The 16,924-nt window shown below is 41.5% G+C and carries 13 protein-coding genes and 1 other RNA gene; 7 read left to right on the top strand and 7 right to left on the bottom strand.

Annotated elements, in window-relative coordinates; all coding sequences use genetic code 11:
* Nucleotides 1–21 precede the first annotated feature (21 nt).
* The 5 genes from G163CM_RS00215 to G163CM_RS00195 all read left to right on the top strand — a co-directional run bounded on the left by G163CM_RS00215 (nt 22) and on the right by G163CM_RS00195 (nt 6,655).
* Nucleotides 22–1,428, top strand: coding sequence for a TolC family outer membrane protein (locus G163CM_RS00215; protein ID WP_015963345.1), 1,407 nt, complete (start codon nt 22–24; stop codon nt 1,426–1,428).
* Complete coding sequence (locus tag G163CM_RS00210; RefSeq protein WP_231826467.1) at nt 1,425–3,608, top strand: type I secretion system permease/ATPase; 2,184 nt, start codon at nt 1,425–1,427, stop codon at nt 3,606–3,608. The genes G163CM_RS00215 and G163CM_RS00210 overlap by 4 nt, the downstream gene beginning before the upstream one ends.
* Before the next feature lie 7 nt (nt 3,609–3,615).
* Entirely contained in the window at nt 3,616–4,779 is a 1,164-nt protein-coding gene (locus G163CM_RS00205; RefSeq protein ID WP_231828303.1) for a beta-barrel domain-containing protein, read from the top strand.
* A gap of 117 nt (nt 4,780–4,896) precedes the next feature.
* Nucleotides 4,897–5,260: a transfer-messenger RNA gene (gene ssrA / locus G163CM_RS00200) on the top strand.
* A 165-nt stretch (nt 5,261–5,425) separates the two neighbouring features.
* Entirely contained in the window at nt 5,426–6,655 is a 1,230-nt protein-coding gene (locus tag G163CM_RS00195) for an integrase domain-containing protein (protein ID WP_172945974.1), read from the top strand.
* Between the two features lie 92 nt (nt 6,656–6,747).
* Here G163CM_RS00195 and G163CM_RS00190 read toward each other — a convergent pair whose 3' ends face one another.
* The 5 genes from G163CM_RS00190 to G163CM_RS00170 form a co-directional block, all read right to left on the bottom strand.
* Nucleotides 6,748–9,249 carry a DEAD/DEAH box helicase gene (locus G163CM_RS00190; protein ID WP_163363395.1) on the bottom strand — a complete coding sequence of 834 codons (2,502 nt, stop codon included), beginning with the start codon at nt 9,247–9,249 and terminating at the stop codon, nt 6,748–6,750.
* Entirely contained in the window at nt 9,233–10,723 is a 1,491-nt protein-coding gene (locus tag G163CM_RS00185) for a hypothetical protein (RefSeq protein ID WP_163363393.1), read from the bottom strand. Before G163CM_RS00185 ends, G163CM_RS00190 begins: the two co-directional genes overlap by 17 nt.
* A complete protein-coding gene (locus tag G163CM_RS00180) occupies nt 10,698–11,684 on the bottom strand; it encodes a ComEC/Rec2 family competence protein (RefSeq protein ID WP_163363392.1) in 987 nt (328 codons plus the stop codon). The genes G163CM_RS00185 and G163CM_RS00180 overlap by 26 nt, the downstream gene beginning before the upstream one ends.
* 348 nt (nt 11,685–12,032) lie before the next feature.
* Nucleotides 12,033–12,578 (bottom strand): hypothetical protein, encoded by a 546-nt coding sequence (locus G163CM_RS00175; protein WP_163363391.1) that lies wholly within the window; start codon nt 12,576–12,578, stop codon nt 12,033–12,035.
* Nucleotides 12,579–12,655: 77 nt separating this feature from the next.
* A complete protein-coding gene (locus tag G163CM_RS00170) occupies nt 12,656–12,946 on the bottom strand; it encodes a hypothetical protein (protein ID WP_163363390.1) in 291 nt (96 codons plus the stop codon).
* 281 nt (nt 12,947–13,227) lie between these two features.
* On the opposite strand from G163CM_RS00170, the gene G163CM_RS00165 reads away from it, so the two are divergent.
* Together G163CM_RS00165 and G163CM_RS00160 are read left to right on the top strand one after the other, a co-directional pair.
* Nucleotides 13,228–14,148, top strand: a complete 921-nt coding sequence (locus G163CM_RS00165) for a hypothetical protein (protein ID WP_231826466.1) — start codon at nt 13,228–13,230, stop codon at nt 14,146–14,148.
* A 20-nt stretch (nt 14,149–14,168) separates the two neighbouring features.
* Nucleotides 14,169–15,341, top strand: a complete 1,173-nt coding sequence (locus G163CM_RS00160) for a DUF3800 domain-containing protein (RefSeq protein ID WP_231826465.1) — start codon at nt 14,169–14,171, stop codon at nt 15,339–15,341.
* A gap of 92 nt (nt 15,342–15,433) precedes the next feature.
* On the opposite strand, the gene G163CM_RS00155 is transcribed toward G163CM_RS00160, so the two are convergent.
* The gene (locus G163CM_RS00155) at nt 15,434–16,327 is read right to left on the bottom strand and encodes a Kiwa anti-phage protein KwaB-like domain-containing protein (protein WP_001676873.1); all 894 of its coding nucleotides are present in this window, start codon (nt 16,325–16,327) and stop codon (nt 15,434–15,436) included.
* 9 nt (nt 16,328–16,336) lie between these two features.
* Complete coding sequence (locus G163CM_RS00150; RefSeq protein WP_000931689.1) at nt 16,337–16,855, bottom strand: hypothetical protein; 519 nt, start codon at nt 16,853–16,855, stop codon at nt 16,337–16,339.
* Nucleotides 16,856–16,924: the final 69 nt, after the last annotated feature.

Raw genomic sequence — 16,924 nt, 5'->3', positions numbered from 1 at the left:
CTATTTTAAAAGGGATCGACAATGGGAAAGTTAACACCTATCGCATGGGGGCTGGCGAGCTGCCTTTGCTCAGCCGCCCTTCACGCCGAAGAGACGCCAAGGTTTATCTCTTCGCAGACCTTGCACGAACAGCAGGAGCTACCGTCGTTATCCGGCAAAGTGGATCTGCCGCTCGACCCCGCCGCGCCGGGTACCTTAACGTTGAATAACGCCGTTGATCGCGCGGTGAGCTGGCATCCGTCCATTCAGGAAGCCGTTGGCAAACTGCTCGCGCAGAATGAGCAGGTCGATGTCGCTAAATCAAAATACTATCCGCAGATAAGCGCGGGCATGAACAACGGCTACGCCAATAACTATGTCGACCATGGTTTCAGCCCGTCGCTGGTGGTGTCGCTCTCCCAGATGCTCTATGACTTTGGCAAAGTGGCAAGCCAGGTGCGCGCCGAAAGCGCGGGCGTCGCGCAGGAGCAGGCAAACGTGCTGGTCAGTATTGATAACGTGGGCTACAGCACCGCCGTCGCCATGGTGCAGGTGCAGACCTGGCAACAAATGGTGGACGTCGCCGAAGAGCAGCTCACCGCGCTGAACCACATCGGCGGGCTGATTCGCCAGCGCAGCGACGAAGGTGCAGCATCGCAGTCTGACGCGGTGCAGACGGACGCACGTATTGAGTCCGCGCGCTCGCAGCTGATTCAGTATCAGGCAACGCGCGACAGCGCCGAGGCCACGCTGATGAGCTGGCTTGGCTGGAATACCCTCAACGGCATCAGCAACGACTTCCCCGACAAACTGGCGCAAAGCTGCAATATCGCGCAACCGGACGACCGCCTGGTGCCGTCGGTGCTGGCGGCGTGGGCGCAGACGAACGTCGCACAGGCCAATGTCGATTACGCCAACGCGCAAATGACGCCGACCATCTCTCTGGAACCGCAGGTTCAGCACTATCTGAACGACAAATACCCCAGCCATGAAGTGCTGGACCGCACGCAGTATTCGGCGTGGGTGAAAGTGGAAATGCCCATCTACCAGGGCGGCGCAATGACCGCCCGACGCAATGCCGCCAACTATGCGCTGAGCGCGGCGCAAGCGACCATCCAGCGCGTGCGTCTGGAAGTGCGGCAAAAACTGCTGGAGTCGCAAAGCCAGGTGATGAGCCTGATGAGCTCTTTGCAAGTACAGCGCCGTCAGCAGGAGTACAGTGCGCGCACCCGCGAACTCTATCAACAACAGTATCTTGAGCTGGGCTCACGCCCGCTGCTGGACGTACTGAACGCCGAGCAAGAGGTGTATCAGGCGCGCTTTTCCGAGCTGCAAACGCTCAACCAGCTGCACCAGCTTGAGCTGAATTGCCTCTACAACACCGGACGCCTGCGCAATGCGTTCCGCCTGGAAAATCGCAGCATTCAGTCAGTGGAGATCCAGCCATGAACAACGCCGATACCGCCGACACCTTTTTAACCGAACAGACGCTGCAACGCTGGGCGCTGGCGATAAGCCATATCGCCAACCACTACCGCATTGCCTGCTCGCCGGGCACCATTCAGGCCAATGCCCCGTGGTTTCACGATAAAAGCCTGCTGCCCGCGCTGACCCAGCTCTCTCGTCAGGGCGGGCTATCGTTTCGCCTGCTGGAAGCCAACACGCAAACCCTCAACAGCTGGCGTCTTCCGGTTGTCGCCGCGCTGAATAACGGCGAGCTGGTGATCGTCGAACGCTTTGATGGCGACAGCACCGTCGAGGTGCGTTTTGTCGATGACACCTCGCACATCAACCGCCTGTCGATGGACGAACTGCTCGGCAAAATCGACTATCTCGCCGCCCTGCGTCCGCTTTCCGCGATGCGCGATAGCCGGGTCGACAACTATATTTCCCGCTTCAGCCCCGACTGGCTGAAATCGCTGGTCTTGCAGGACATCCGCCCCTACGGCCCGGTGATGTTCGCCGCCTTTCTGGTGAACGTGTTGTCGCTCGGCGGCATTGTGTTCTCGATGCAGGTCTATGATCGGGTGATCCCCGCGCAGTCGTACCCGACGCTTTACGTGCTGGCATTCGGCGTGCTGCTGTCGGTGATTTTTGGCTTCCTGCTGCGCGTGGCGCGCGGACACATTATGGACGTGCTCGGCAAACGCGCCGACATGCGCGTCTCTGACCGCGTGTTCAGCCACGCGCTGCGCCTGCGTAACAGCGCGATCCCCCGCTCGACCGGCAGCTTTATTTCGCAGCTGCGCGAACTGGAGCAGATCCGCGAAATGATCACCTCCTCGACGATCTCGACGATCGTCGATCTCCCCTTCTTTTTCCTGTTCGTGATCGTACTGGCGATTATCTCACCGCAGCTGGCGTGGATCGCGCCCGTTGCCGCCGTGATGATGGTGCTGCCCGGTATTCTGTTGCAGAAAAAGCTGGCGGTGCTCGCCAACCAGGCCGCGCATGAATCAACGCTGCGCAATGCGGTGCTGGTGGAGAGCGTTCAGGGGCTGGAGGATATCAAACTGATGCAGGCCGAGAACCGCTTCCTGCAACAGTGGAACAGCTATATTCGCATTACCGCCGAGTCGGGCCTGCGCACCCGCCAGATCTCCCAGGGGCTGATAAGCTGGGGGATCACCGTGCAAAGTCTGGTTTATAGCGCGGTGATCCTGTTCGGCGCGCCGATGGTTATCGAGGGCGAAATGACCACCGGTGCGGTGGTTGCCGCGTCGATGCTGGCTTCACGCATGATCGCCCCAATGGCGAACCTGTGCGGCGTGCTGGCGCGCTGGCAGCAGGTCAAAGCCGCCAAATCGGGCCTCGACAGCATTATGCAGCTCCCCACTGAAACCCAGCGCGACGACAGCGTGGTGCATCGCGATATTTTCCATGGGCACTATCTTTTTGAAAACGCACAGTTTCGTTATCACAACGACGACCAGAACGTGCCGCTCAAAATCGGCCGCCTTGAGATTCAACAGGGTGAACGCATCGCCCTGCTCGGGCGCAACGGCGCGGGGAAATCGACCCTGCTTCAGGCAATGGCGGGCGGCGTGGAACTGGTAAGCGGCGAAGCGCGGCTAGACTCCCTGAGCATTGCGCAGATTGATATGGCCGATTTGCGCCGCAACGTCGGCATGCTCAGCCAGAACGCGCGCCTGTTCTACGGCACCCTGCGCGAGAACCTGATGCTTGGCGCACCGCGCGCCAGCGATGACGACATCTTTGCCACCCTTGAAGTGTGCGGCGCGGCAGGCTTTGTGCGTCAACTGGCGAAAGGTCTCGATCACCCGATTATGGAAGGCGGCGCGGGCCTGTCCGGCGGCCAGCGGCAGTCGATTCTGCTGGCGCGTATGCTGCTGCGCTCGCCCAACATCGTCCTGCTCGATGAACCCACCGCCTCCCTCGACGACCACACCGAACGCGAGTTCATTCAACGGCTGAATCAGTGGCTGGGCAATCGCACGCTGATTGTCGCCACTCACCGCGTACCGGTGCTCGAACTGGTGGAGCGCGTGGTGGTGCTGAAAGATGGGCAAGTGGTGATGGATGCGCCCAAAACGCAGGCGCTGGGCGGCAACCGTATTGGCACACCGGCAACCGGACGGGAGTGGAAAAATGAAAACCAATCAGCATGATGTGGTGATGGATGACCCGGACATCAGCCGCGAACGGGAGTTCTCCGGGGCCAGCCGCATTATTATTATCAGCACCGTGTTATTTGTGCTGCTCGGCATCTGGGCATGGTTTGGCACGCTCGATGAAGTCTCGACCGGCACCGGGAAAGTGGTGCCCAGCTCGCGCGAGCAGGTTTTACAGTCGCTCGACGGCGGTATTCTGGCAGAACTGATGGTACGTGAAGGCGACAAAGTGCAGGCCGGGCAAATCGTCGCCCGCATGGACCCGACGCGTTCAGAGTCCAACGTGGGCGAAAGCTCCGCACGCTATCGCGCATCGCTGGCATCCAGCGTTCGCCTTTACGCAGAGGTAAACGACCAGCCTCTCGTCTTCCCCGACTCACTGAAAGCCTGGCCCGATCTGCTCGCCAGTGAAACCCGGCTCTACCGCTCACGCCGCGCGCAGCTGGCGGACTCCGAAGCAGAGATTAAAGACGCGATGGTCTCGGTTAACAAAGAGCTGGCCATCACCCAGCGGCTGGAAAAAAGCGGCGCGGCAAGCCACGTGGAAGTGCTGCGACTACAGCGCCAGCGCAGCGACCTCAGCCTGAAACTCACGGATTTGCGCTCGCAGTATTACGTGCAGGCCCGGGAAGCGCTCTCCAAAGCGAACGCCGAAGTCGATATGCTGCTGGCCATCATCAAAGGCCGCGAAGACTCCGTCACCCGCCTGACCATCCGCTCGCCGGTGCGCGGCATCGTAAAAAACATCCAGGTCACGACCCTGAACGGCGTCATCCCGCCCAACGGCGACCTGATGGAGATTGTCCCGGTCGATGACCGCTTGCTGATTGAAGCGCGCCTCTCGCCGCGCGACATCGCCTTTATCCATCCCGGCCAGCGCGCGCTGGTGAAAATCACCGCCTATGATTACGCCATCTACGGCGGGCTGGAGGGCGAAGTGGAGACCATCTCCCCGGACACCATCCAGGACAAAGCCAAGCCGGAAGTGTTCTACTACCGCGTGTTCATCCGCACCCACCAGGATTATCTGGTGAACAAAGTCGGGCACCATTTCTCCATCGTACCGGGGATGATCGCCACCGTGGACATCAAAACCGGCGAAAAAACCATCGTCGACTACCTGATCAAACCGTTTAACCGGGCGAAAGAGGCGCTGCGTGAGCGATAAATGAACGACTATCTGCCTGTTGGCAATGGATTTTTGCCCAAAATGCAGGCAGAGAGTATTTATGCAGGGGGGTGGCAGAGCGCATAGCAACTCTGTTATACTTGCTGCAACACTATTGGGGCTGATTCTGGATTCGACGGGATTTGCGAAACCCAAGGTGCATGCCGAGGGGCGGTTTGCCTCGTAAAAAGCCGCAAAAAAATAGTCGCAAACGACGAAAACTACGCTTTAGCAGCTTAATAACCTGCTCTGAGCCCTCTCTCCCTAGCTTCCGCTCTTAAGACGGGGATCAAAGAGAGGTCAAACCCAAAAGAGATCGCGTGGAAGCCCTGCCTGGGGTTGAAGCGTTAAAACTAATCAGGCTAGTTTGTTAGTGGCGTGTCTGTCCGCAGCTGGCAAGCGAATGTAAAGACTGACTAAGCATGTAGTGCCGAGGATGTAGGAATTTCGGACGCGGGTTCAACTCCCGCCAGCTCCACCAAATAATGATGTACTGAAGTTCAGTAAAGTCTACTAAGCCCGCATGGAACCAGCCTTGCGGGCTTTTTTACGTCTATTGTAGTCTAGTGAGAATTGCTGAGAACTATCACTTATGGCACCCTGAATGGGACCCACAACGAAGGGTCCTAAAATCGAGGGTCCCAAAATGGCAAAAATCGCTAAGAAGCTCACTGACACTGAAATCAAAAGCACCAAGCCAGCCGCCAAAGAAATCAACTTGTTCGACGGGGATGGTTTGATCCTACGAATCGCCCCCCTCTCGAAAGGAGGGAAAAAGAATTGGTATTTCAGGTATGCAGTGCCGGTGACCAAAAAGCGAACTAAGGTGAGCTTAGGAACATATCCTCACCTTACACTGGCAAGAGCCAGAGCCTTACGAGATGAATACCTTTCCTTGCTTGCCAATGGCATTGATCCTCAAATCCATAACAACGATAAAGCTAATGCCTTAAAGAATGCTACTGAACACACTCTCCAAGCCGTGGCAAGGAAATGGTTAGATGAGAAGGTAAAAACATCAGGTATCTCACAAGACCATGCAGAAGATATCTGGCGAAGCCTGGAGAGAAATATCTTTCCCGGCTTGGGTAATGTTCCTATCAATGAGATCCGACCTAAACTCTTAAAGCAACATCTTGACCCTATTGAGCAACGAGGAGTCCTCGAAACTTTACGGCGAATCATTTCCCGATTAAATGAAATTTTCCGTTATGCAGCAACTGAGGAACTTATCGAATTCAATCCGGCTGACAACCTTGGGCAACGGTTCAGTAAGCCTAAAAAGCAGAATATGCCTGCACTACCCCCTTCCGAGTTACCCCGCTTCCTATTGGTGTTAAACAATGCCTCTGTTCGTTTGGAGACACGATTGCTGATTGAATGGCAGTTACTGACCTGGGTACGTCCTGGTGAAGCTGTTCGCACAAGATGGGCTGATATAGATATCGATAACTCAATGTGGAACATCCCGGCTGAGTTTATGAAAATGAAGAAGCCTCACAAAGTTCCACTAAGCAAAGAAGCTTTGAGAGTCCTGGAGTCAATGAAAGCGATAAGTGGGCATCGTGAATGGGTGTTTCCAAGCATAAAGGCTCCTCTTAACCATATGCATGAACAAACAGCTAATGCGGCCATAATCCGTATGGGCTTCGGAGGTGAGCTTGTAGCCCACGGTATGCGATCCATCGCTAGAACGGCTGCTGAGGAGTCTGGACAGTTTAGGACTGATGTCTTAGAAGCCGCCCTTGCCCACTCGAAGAAAGATGAAATAATTGCAGCATATAATCGTGCAGAATACTTAAAAGAGAGAGAGATACTAATGCAATGGTGGAGTGATTATGTCATGACTCAAAAATATAAAACACTCGCTGCATGAATGCTGACTTTTAAGAAATAATTAAGGTGTATATCCCCAACCTGAAAAATTGTAAGTGGCGACGTGCCATGTCATCGCCACTTACATTAAAATTAAATATTAAGCCATTCAATTTCTTTTTTAAGTAGCCCACCACTATCAACAGAATTTATCAGCCCTTTAACATTGATTTTCTTTAAACTGTCATTGCTATCAAACTCAATGAAAACTCTGTGTTTTTTTAATAATTCGGATGCAGCAGCCCTTGAGAAACCGTATTCCTGCAAAGACATTTCTTTAGCATTAATTGTTCCATAATCAACAAATTTAGATAAGTTTATACCTGATGCGTTCTCACCATGTAGAGATTTACATAACTGATAATAATGAGCCAAAGAACTTTCCAATTTAAAAGTGATATCTGTCTCAATAGAATTTATCACCTCTAATATTTTTAAATTTACGTGGTATGTATTGCTACTGTCAAAATCAACCCAACCATAAGGAGCAAGCTCACAGACTTTTTTACTGTACTTAATGCCGTTATTTATAATTGAGTTAATGGATTCACCTCTTAACCAAGAATAGGTCATGATACTAAAAGGGTAGATTGCTGTTGACTTCACTATTTTATAAACATCATTTATTTTCTGTAAATATTTAAACACATCATCTCTTTGAAATGTCATTAGGATATTATTTTTATTAGAAGCTAACTTATATGCTGAGGATTGTATATCTGAGTTAAACCGATGATTTTCAGAAAAAGTGGAGATATCAATGTCAAGAAGGTTTTTCTTGGCTAAATGTTTACGTCCAGATGAAATTATTTCTTGTCTAATTTCTGAATCGAATGCCCTTAGTAACCCACCAATCTTACCTTCACTCAGATATGTTAAAATCTCAGATAAAATCATTGTTGAAATTTCAACCACTTTAGGTTTGTGAGATTTTACACTTTCATTAAGATAATTGAGTATTTGCTGAGGAGATTGAAGCAGTGGCGAAATCTCGTTATCAATTTTTATTATGTCTTTATTAGAAACAGAACTCTCAAATTCACCCCAAGAATTTGTTTCATTCCCAATACAAATGATATTCCCTGTCAACTCGCTCTTATATCGACCTGCTCTGCCAGCAAGGTTCCAAAAATCAAGAGAAAATCCATTGCTGTTACTTGCTTTACCAAATGGATAAATAAAAACATTCTTAGTTGGTAAATTGACACCTTCCAGTAAAGTCGAGGTACAAAATATGTACTTAATCTTTTTACTTGAATAAAGAGACTCTATTCTTTTCCGAATAAATGCTGGCAAGTTTCCGTGATGATACGCGATACCATATTTTAATAGATGTGGTAATGAAAAATCTTTATGAATGCACTCAGAAATTAATTTCGATTCGGTAAGTAACTCTTCATCTTCCTCAGCAACTATACCCTTTGAAATCAGGAAACTTGAAAATTCCAATGCTTTATTTACACATTGTGATTTACTTGAAACATAGACAAGATTTGAATCATGTTGAGAGCCAATTTTGAAAATTAAATCGAAATCAGATTCAAAACCACCAAATATATCAAAATCAATAACTTTTTTTGTCACTGTATCAAAATACTTATACTCTTTGCTATAAATATTAGCAAAAAACAAGCTTTGAGCAACAGGGCTTTCCGCGATACTTAGGCTTTTACCATTAACATTAAAATATTTGAAAAATATATCAGGGTTAGAGATGACTGGACTTGAAAAAATAAGTTTCAAGCCCGAATATTTCTCCAGCGAGGCCGAAATGACTTTATATAACGTTAAAGATCTCTTACTACTTTTATCTGCTAACTTATGTGCTTCATCGATGAAAAGAACATCAACATTAATATCGAGATAATCCGACTCGTAAAGGAAGTTATTATATCGCTCTTGGGTAAAGATCATTAAATTCTTCTCACCCGGTTTAACACCTGATACGGATTTGGTGATATTTACATTATCAACTCCTCGTTTATTTAACATGGCACGAAAATCAACCAAGTATTCTTCAAGCAAAGCTTTTGTGGGTAGAATAAAAACAATAACATCAAATTTATTAAGTAAGTCAATGGCACAATTTTTAATAACAAATGATTTACCCAATGATGTTGGTCCTGAAAAACTAAAGAAACGATTATTTAGGATCTCATTGTAGATATCATATTGCCTATTAGTGAATGAATACTCTGAATTTGGTATAGCCTGAGTAGCCCTACGAATGTCTCCTATCAATGTGGATGAAGTTGAGAGGGAAACAGATGGGTCAGTAAATGATGTCACTGCTGAAAACAAACCAAAATTTGTAAGAATAGATTTTGTTATCGCCTTTGTATAGTTATTATGAGGGAACAATTCATTTATTCCTGAAATTACTTTCAAGGCGATAGCTCTATTGCTTTCAGTGCTTGAATTAGATAAGAACTGACTAAAATGAAGAAGTCTCTCGTGTTGTGCTGTAAAAACAAAATCATGCCTGTTCTTCTCGAAAAATGAATAAGCTAACTGTTCCAAGAGACCATGATAGTAATTATTAAACTCATAGCTACTTTTAATTCGATCACATAAATACTCAATAAGACTGATCATCACCAATTAACTCCCTAACAATAGCCAGCGATAATTCATTAATTTTATTACTCGGCATGACCAATAAATTTAATTTCAAGCCAAAGGAAAGATTCTTTAGGATATCTTCATCAATGCCAGTACATGCCTGATTAACCAGTGAGATAATATAGTCATTTACCGCAGCAAATTCATTTTTATTATATTCTTCCAAAGAAACAGTAAAGACCAAGCAAAATGTACTAATACACTTATCCTCAGAAAAAAGAACTTTAAATAGTGTTTCACATTCTGATGCCGGAAGCTTTTGATTTAAAAATGAACGTTCTAAAAATAATTCCTGATTAAAACCATACAAATTAAAATTAGAAATTACTTTCCCTATTTCATCATTTAAACCGTCAATTATATTATTGTGGCCACAATAATTTGAAAATGCTAATTCATAATTCCCATCGGGATTAATCATATAATGCATGTGGTGATAATTTTTGTCCGTCAGCCCAGTTGAGTAAAGATGAGGAGCATTAAGGTATGTTTCTACTAATCTTCCTGTCAGCAACTTATTAGCAGGTTCATACTTATCCTCATTAGCTAATAAATTACCGGCCCTATACATACTTTGAGAAAGAGAAAGTTTATTGGTAGTTAGCATATGATTAAATTCAATAAGCAAAAATCTTGCAATCGGATTTAAGTCAAAGTGAGGAAATCCTTTATGTGAAGGTATGTAAGTGACAATTTCTAATTCATCGGTAACTTTCTTCCTGAAAATTTCTTTGACATAACCCCCTATTGAATTATCTAATTTTATTGTCCATGCAGGTTTATGAAAAACGATACAGTCGAAGAATTTATTAAGCTGCTCATGGTCAATATCATTTAGACATTCAGCAACGAGATCATTATTTTTCCCATTTTCTATTACAATCGCATGTGCTATTGGAAAATCTGAAGTTGGATATTCTAAAACTAATGCACCAGAAACACCTTTATACCCTCTAGACTTTTCAACCAAATCAGGGGTTGAGTTAGATTCTATATTATAATATATAAGTCCATCAGATGATTTATTAGGAAAGTTGAGCATGATGCGCCCTGGTTCTGTATCATTTTGTTTATATGCATTAAGATAAAAATGTGTTGAGCTAATATTAGTGTCACTACCGATGCGTAAAGGATGACTGGAAGAACCTTCGACAAGAGTGATAGCCAAGTCTTTATCAGGAAAACTGAAGATTTTTAAGGCATCTAGGCTCATTTTAGAGTTTTCTAATGAAATATTTTCTAACCTGAGTTGGACTGGACATTGCCTACAACAACCTGCTGTTTTCGCTTTAAATGGCTCGCAACTTGTCTTCTGATGGCAAAGACCGTGCTTCGATGAGATCACAAAACTTGCATCGCAGGAACTTGCCTTAAAAAGATACCCAGTCGATTCAGATCCTAACCCTTTGATCTTTATGCAATTAGCTACACTCATAGTATCGTACATTAACTCCATTAGAAGAATAAGTGCATAACACTTGACATCCTAACACATTGTTCTCACTGAAAATACTTCTGACTTTATCATTATCACTACTAAAATGAAATGTTGCTTGTTGAAACTGGGATAATATCCGAGCGATAGTTTTATTGTTCGGGTGATTATGCTTGCTTTTATCAGCACAAAATATATATTCTGTTTTACCTATTATATTTATTAATTCGCTATTTGTGTTTTTTTCACTTCCATGATGTGATAATTTTGTAACACAAAAACCTGGTTCAATTTGGTTTAATCTGAAACATTCAATGATATCAGAAGCCCATGCATCACCTAAAAACAATCCCCTAAAACTATTATACTCGATGATAAGAGATAAGCTGGTTCTGTTAGTAATTGATCTATCGGGTATGAATTTATCATTACCATTAGTAATTTCTTCAATACATTCTGCTAAGGTGGGTTCAAGATTTTCATCGGAAGAAATTTGTGGTTGATTTTTTATCAGATAATCATCATGCATATATTGGAGTGAACCAATTGTCGGTGTTAAAGGGATGAGCTTGATATCATTGATAATGATTGGTTCGTTACCAAATACTAATGCCTCTAAGGAAATTCCCTTATCCTTTATAAAGGTATCTAAATTAACATCTTGATTATAGGAAATCTGTTGTTCATGATCAGTAAAAATTTCACCGCAAATACTGAGACTATTAAAAATGAACTTTTCAATTTTAATTCCTGAAGATATTACATACTCATAACCGCCAATATGGTCATCATCATTATGTGTAACAATTGCAATATCAATTGTTCTATCATTCAATAAATATTTAAGCTTCTCTATAACATTCCTTCTTATCAAAAATGTTTTAGGTCCGGAATCAATAAGTATCAATGTATGAATGAAATCTAACAGAATACAATCGCCATGACCAGCATCTAACACATTAATTATTGGCACTATCATCACCTAATTTTAACATGACCTTAGCATTTTAAAACCGAATTTGACAGTTTATAAAATTTGATGTCATTTATAAAGGAAGTAATACCTTACTTTTATCTGGTTTGAAAATCAAGGTTCAATATCTTTCTGAAAATACAAAAAACCGAACTTGGCGAATCCAAGCAAGGTTTCATTATTTAATCTATAAAAAATATTAGGAGTCTTACCTATGAGTAATATCAATCGATTAATCGATTCCAATTACCAACTGTAACCTAGCCAATTAATCATATAAATATTTTATAAAACAAATCTTTCGAGATTAATCAAACGATCTATATAAAAATAAGATTATAATACAATTCAATCTCGGTATTGACTTTCTTGTAAAAAATTATGAGCTTCAATGTATTTATTCATTAGCATAACTTTGTAACTGTCTTTGTATAAGTCATTGTATAAATTTTTTCTAATTGAATCTGCATCCATACCATTATCAATCATCACCGAAATGTTATACATCTCGTCAATCCTTTTTTCCATGAAAATACAGTTTTTAACATACTTAGCTTTTTCACAATCCTTCCCATTTAAATACTCTTTTGTTTTGAGTATATGTTTTTTCAATAACCCGCCACTTTTTAACATTAAGTAATAGTTAATACTATTTTCCTGATAAACAATGGAGTAAGTATCATACATTTTATCAACATAAGATTTGTTGTACTTACCATCAACAAATAGATTATTATCACGAACATCAATAAAGCTATATTTAGCTTCTGCCACCAGAGCCTTATCATTAAAAACATTCATTTTTTCTAAATAGGGAAGTCTGGCTGATGAAGAGCAAGAAAAAGTAGTGAACATAACTATTAACATTGATTGGAATAAAACCTTATTAATCATTAGAACCTCCGTTGACTTTTTATTTAAGATAGCAATCAATTATTAAAAGTCAACAGAGGTTTATTTCAGGAGTGTATCTATCTATTATTGTAGTCTATGTCTACTCCCTCGCAACTATAAGCTTTACTGTCTGAACCGGGTATAACAGATAGCATTTTAATAAGTTTTTCAGCTTGTTTTTCACTTACTCGGCATCCATTTGAAATATCGCTCAATAGTGTCCCTGGGCTAGAATTGGGGTCAACTTTAAAGTTACATGCACATTGAAGTTGACCAACCTCTATTTCTGGGACTTGTTTAGGCAATTCTGATGCTTGTGCCAATGAAACAAAACAACTAAATGAATAAAGGAGGGGTTTAATATTCATAATGTTCTCATTTGTGGTGTGCCATTGATGAAGCTATTATAATATATTGTTTGCAGAATGACATGTTTTTATTGAAAACTGAACATATATACCCATTGCCATTTTCACTTCATCCACTAAATTCGAAACAGATATCATTTCAAATAGAAAAAAACATTCTTTTTCTTATGTTTTAAGATTAATAATTACATTATTTTCACCCAATGAAAAATTAATTTAGCTGTGCTATTATAAGGAAAGAGATTAAGTTTAGATCTATATCCCCCACAGGTGATTTTAATATGTCAAAAAGCAACTACAAGTTTGAACGTTGGATTCCTCAATCACAGTCATCTTGGGCATGGCGAGTATTTAAAAAACATAACAATGAATTATTGAGAATGCTAATAACATTTGATAATAGTCATAAATTTACCTATAGCAACCTGAAAGAAAAAGGGGCAAATTTTGAATCTGAGGTTATCAGTTACTTTGATTCATCTCTCAAATTAAAAGGGCATATGAATGATACTAAATTTAAAAATATCAAAGAATGGAGCAATTCTTTCAATGAATTACAAAACTGGATGAATCTCAATGCACTTCTTGCAATGATGTCGAACTTAGAAACGTATATGGCAACAGTCATTCCTTTAGCTATAGAATCTGACATCGGTGTTCTGTACGGTGTTTCAAAGAGAATAGATGGTATTGAGCTGCTTAAACATGGTAAACAAAAAAACCATGGTATAAAAGAAATGGTAATAGGTTGTACTAAAGGAACATGGCAATCAAGAGTGAATACATATATAAAAATTTTCGACCATGCTCCAGATAAACTTATCAAAAACATATCTGAACTAGATAAAATGCAAGATATAAGAAATAAAATTGCTCATGCTTTTGGGAGAGACATTGAAAGCTCCAGAGCAAATGGTAAAATCACTACATTACCCAGTGAAAAAATAAAAAATGATAAATTAATTGAATTTCAAACAACCGTATGGCAAACAGCCAAAGTTATAGATTTTCACTTGCAAAATTCTCATATCGGTGAATACTTAAGAGTCCTTTTCTATCATAATATGCAAAAAAATTTAAACACAGCACTTCATAAAAATGAAAAGGCTGTTATTTTAAAAAAAAGGATTGGTAAATTTGGCGACGTTTCTGCAGGTAAAGAATTTTGCCAAGGTTTAGTAGAGTACTATGATAAACTTTAATATACAATGGAGAATAAAAAATGAAATATGGGTACGTCACCAGCAATAAAAACTATATTTTTTATTACGATGAAAGTAATAACATAAGAACTTTTACTCTGCGAGGTAATAAATATAATGTTGACAATAACCCTCAAAGTACTTACTCACCTATTTTTGTTTTAGCTGGGATTGTTACAAACCAAACTAAACATAATATTTCAGCACAAGAGGTAAGAACATTACTTAATATCCAGAGCAATGTTAAAGAAATAAAACTAAAACATGTCGGAACAGGTAGTTTCCCTGAATTGATGAATAATAAAAAGATTCATGTGTTTCTAACATGGTTGCTTGAGAGCCCTTTCTTTATTCATTATTACGCAACAAATACGGTCTACTGGTCTTTCCTTGATATCATAGAAGACCTTGCACACTATTTATTCGACGACAAAAACAGTTCTTTATTCAAAAAAGCATTTCATAACAGTATAGATCTTAGATCACAACTCGATTTTTACAAAAATGCTCTATATATACTTATCAAGAAAGACAAAACTGGTTTTTTAAAATTGATGAATGATTTTAATTATCCTGAAATAAATAATAATGATGCTAATAAATTTTACAAATCCCTGCACAAATTTTGTAGAAGTCACACAAATAGTTACCTTAGCTACAAGCATAAGAATCCAAACCATATTGAGAAATCATTGCTGGAACTAACAAGGCTCCTGTCCATCTGTAAAGACATTGATAATGCCGAATTAACATTCAATGATAAAGATCTTCTTATAGATTCATTTTCTCATTTCTATCTCAATCGATTGAATGGATTTAGAAACTCCCAGCACTTGCTTGATGAAGAAGACTTAGTAGAACCGCATCTGGTACTTTCAACAAAAAATGAATTTATTGGTGATGAAAAAAATCAATACTATGGGCTGAATTTCAAATTCATAAAATCGGAAAGCAATATTGAAATTCAAATTTCTGACATTATTGCTGGTATAATTCGCTCTCTATACTCTTTTATTGAGCAGGTTGAATTTTCCGAAATTGATAGCTTTATTGAAAATTCCACCGAATTGCAAAAGGATAATATAAAGAAACTAAGCATGTTAATTTCTAAATCTGTAAATGAATGTGAAGGCTTTATTTTTAGAACCCAACCACAAATGGATGAATCAAAAATGTATAAGCTATTATCATAATGATTTAACATGTTAATAAAGCAAGAGCTAACTCAGCGAAGCTGCGTAGTCTTGCTTTACTTGCTCTTCGATTAGTAAAGGAAAGCAAAATCTCAAATTCTTATTGGTCGCTTCGAATTCGTCAACATTAACTCATTTGTTATTATTGAATTGAAGTAGCCCTGATCAAGGAAATATAATAGTTGCTTCACTTCTCTTTTTGAGTTTGGCATAGTGATTTTATTATCACCATTCACATTAGTTATACCTAATTGATATCCAATCTTCTGGGCACACTCAATTAGATTTTCAATAGGCTGATCGTTGAGTATTCCAGAACTTATTATCAAAGATACTTTCTTTTTAATTGCAGAATCTGCAAACATCATAAAATCTTCAGCATTTTCCACATGAAATATATCATTACCGATAAAGTTATCTAAATCCTCTCTAGTAGCTTCATTAAAATACTCTTCCATGTTAAAAAATCGCCGGAGCATAAAGAAACTCTTGAACAATAATTTATCACCCACAAGAATAGCAGTTAATCGATCACTAAGCGAAAAACCAGGACGAGTGGACACTGAGAATCTATTTCCAGGCTGAGTTACTACTTGGAAAAAGGATTTTTCATTATTAATTATTTGTCGTCTGTCGAAACATTGAAGCCAAACTTGAGTAGGATTACCATTCGAAGCTGGCTCACCCGTAAATAACGCTTTGAAATAATGAACTGACACATCATCAGGGTCCCAAACCGGAACAGCATCAGGCCGTTCGATTGCATTAATAATGCCTATTTCGTCATCAAATGGATTGATGGAAAATATCTCACCATCCTGAACATTATAAGATGCACAAAACTCTATTTCTTCGATATCTTCATTTATAAACTCACTCCTCTGAGTTCTAAATAGATTTTCTACTACCGTTTGTGCGGGAGCATCTATGTCAATCTTAATTATTCTAGTCGGTATTTCGCTGTCTGTAATCGCAAAAAGTTCCATATAATATCCTTATACAATCATATAGGTATGTTCAGTAAGCTTCTTTACCCTCAAACCTTTGATCTTCGCATTGGTAAGAGGTTTTGTTGACAAAAGAACAAAACTCACCCCAGTGTCATCTTCGGCTTCATAAAACTTGAATCCAAATATGATAGACAAAATTGGATTGAAACTATACGAAGACGAGTGCTTTATGTAGAAGAAAAGACTTAAATAAAAAAACAGGGCTAATCGCCAATCCATAAAAGTGGTCGGCCCAGATATAAGTGGAAATAAGTAAGTCAAGAAATAGTTGGTTATTTCCTTATCTGCCGGAGATGCCGATTCTAAGTTTTTCAATGTGACCGGATTATATTTTTGTGCTTGCTTGATTATAAAGACACAAAAAACAACACTTACGACAGCCAAAAGAATTGAGGAAACAAGAATCTTATAATTATCATTAATATAAGCTAAGAATGCCAATGTCAGGCAAACTGGGGCAACCGAACTAGCAGTCAAAGCATAGCGAGCAAATCCATTAAGCATACACCACCCACCATAACTGTATAAAAAACCAGTATACATGAAGTCCGTGGTCATAGCGATCAGCTTTAG

Source organism: Pseudocitrobacter corydidari (genome assembly GCF_021172065.1).
Classification (GTDB): Bacteria; Pseudomonadota; Gammaproteobacteria; order Enterobacterales; family Enterobacteriaceae; genus Pseudocitrobacter; species Pseudocitrobacter corydidari.
Note: the sequence above shows the minus strand (reverse complement) of the source record. Positions and strands in the feature narration are given on the sequence as shown.

Bases quoted from the DNA above. Each gene is read 5' to 3' on its own strand.
- G163CM_RS00215 (WP_015963345.1), top strand. From the start codon at position 22: ATGGGAAAGTTAACACCTATCGCATGGGGGCTGGCGAGCTGCCTTTGC.
- G163CM_RS00210 (WP_231826467.1), top strand. From the start codon at position 1,425: ATGAACAACGCCGATACCGCCGACACCTTTTTAACCGAACAGACGCTG.
- G163CM_RS00205 (WP_231828303.1), top strand. From the start codon at position 3,616: ATGGATGACCCGGACATCAGCCGCGAACGGGAGTTCTCCGGGGCCAGC.
- G163CM_RS00195 (WP_172945974.1), top strand. From the start codon at position 5,426: ATGGCAAAAATCGCTAAGAAGCTCACTGACACTGAAATCAAAAGCACC.
- G163CM_RS00190 (WP_163363395.1), bottom strand. From the start codon at position 9,249: ATGATCAGTCTTATTGAGTATTTATGTGATCGAATTAAAAGTAGCTAT.
- G163CM_RS00185 (WP_163363393.1), bottom strand. From the start codon at position 10,723: ATGTACGATACTATGAGTGTAGCTAATTGCATAAAGATCAAAGGGTTA.
- G163CM_RS00175 (WP_163363391.1), bottom strand. From the start codon at position 12,578: ATGATTAATAAGGTTTTATTCCAATCAATGTTAATAGTTATGTTCACT.
- G163CM_RS00170 (WP_163363390.1), bottom strand. From the start codon at position 12,946: ATGAATATTAAACCCCTCCTTTATTCATTTAGTTGTTTTGTTTCATTG.
- G163CM_RS00165 (WP_231826466.1), top strand. From the start codon at position 13,228: ATGTCAAAAAGCAACTACAAGTTTGAACGTTGGATTCCTCAATCACAG.
- G163CM_RS00160 (WP_231826465.1), top strand. From the start codon at position 14,169: ATGAAATATGGGTACGTCACCAGCAATAAAAACTATATTTTTTATTAC.
- G163CM_RS00155 (WP_001676873.1), bottom strand. From the start codon at position 16,327: ATGGAACTTTTTGCGATTACAGACAGCGAAATACCGACTAGAATAATT.
- G163CM_RS00150 (WP_000931689.1), bottom strand. From the start codon at position 16,855: ATGCTTAATGGATTTGCTCGCTATGCTTTGACTGCTAGTTCGGTTGCC.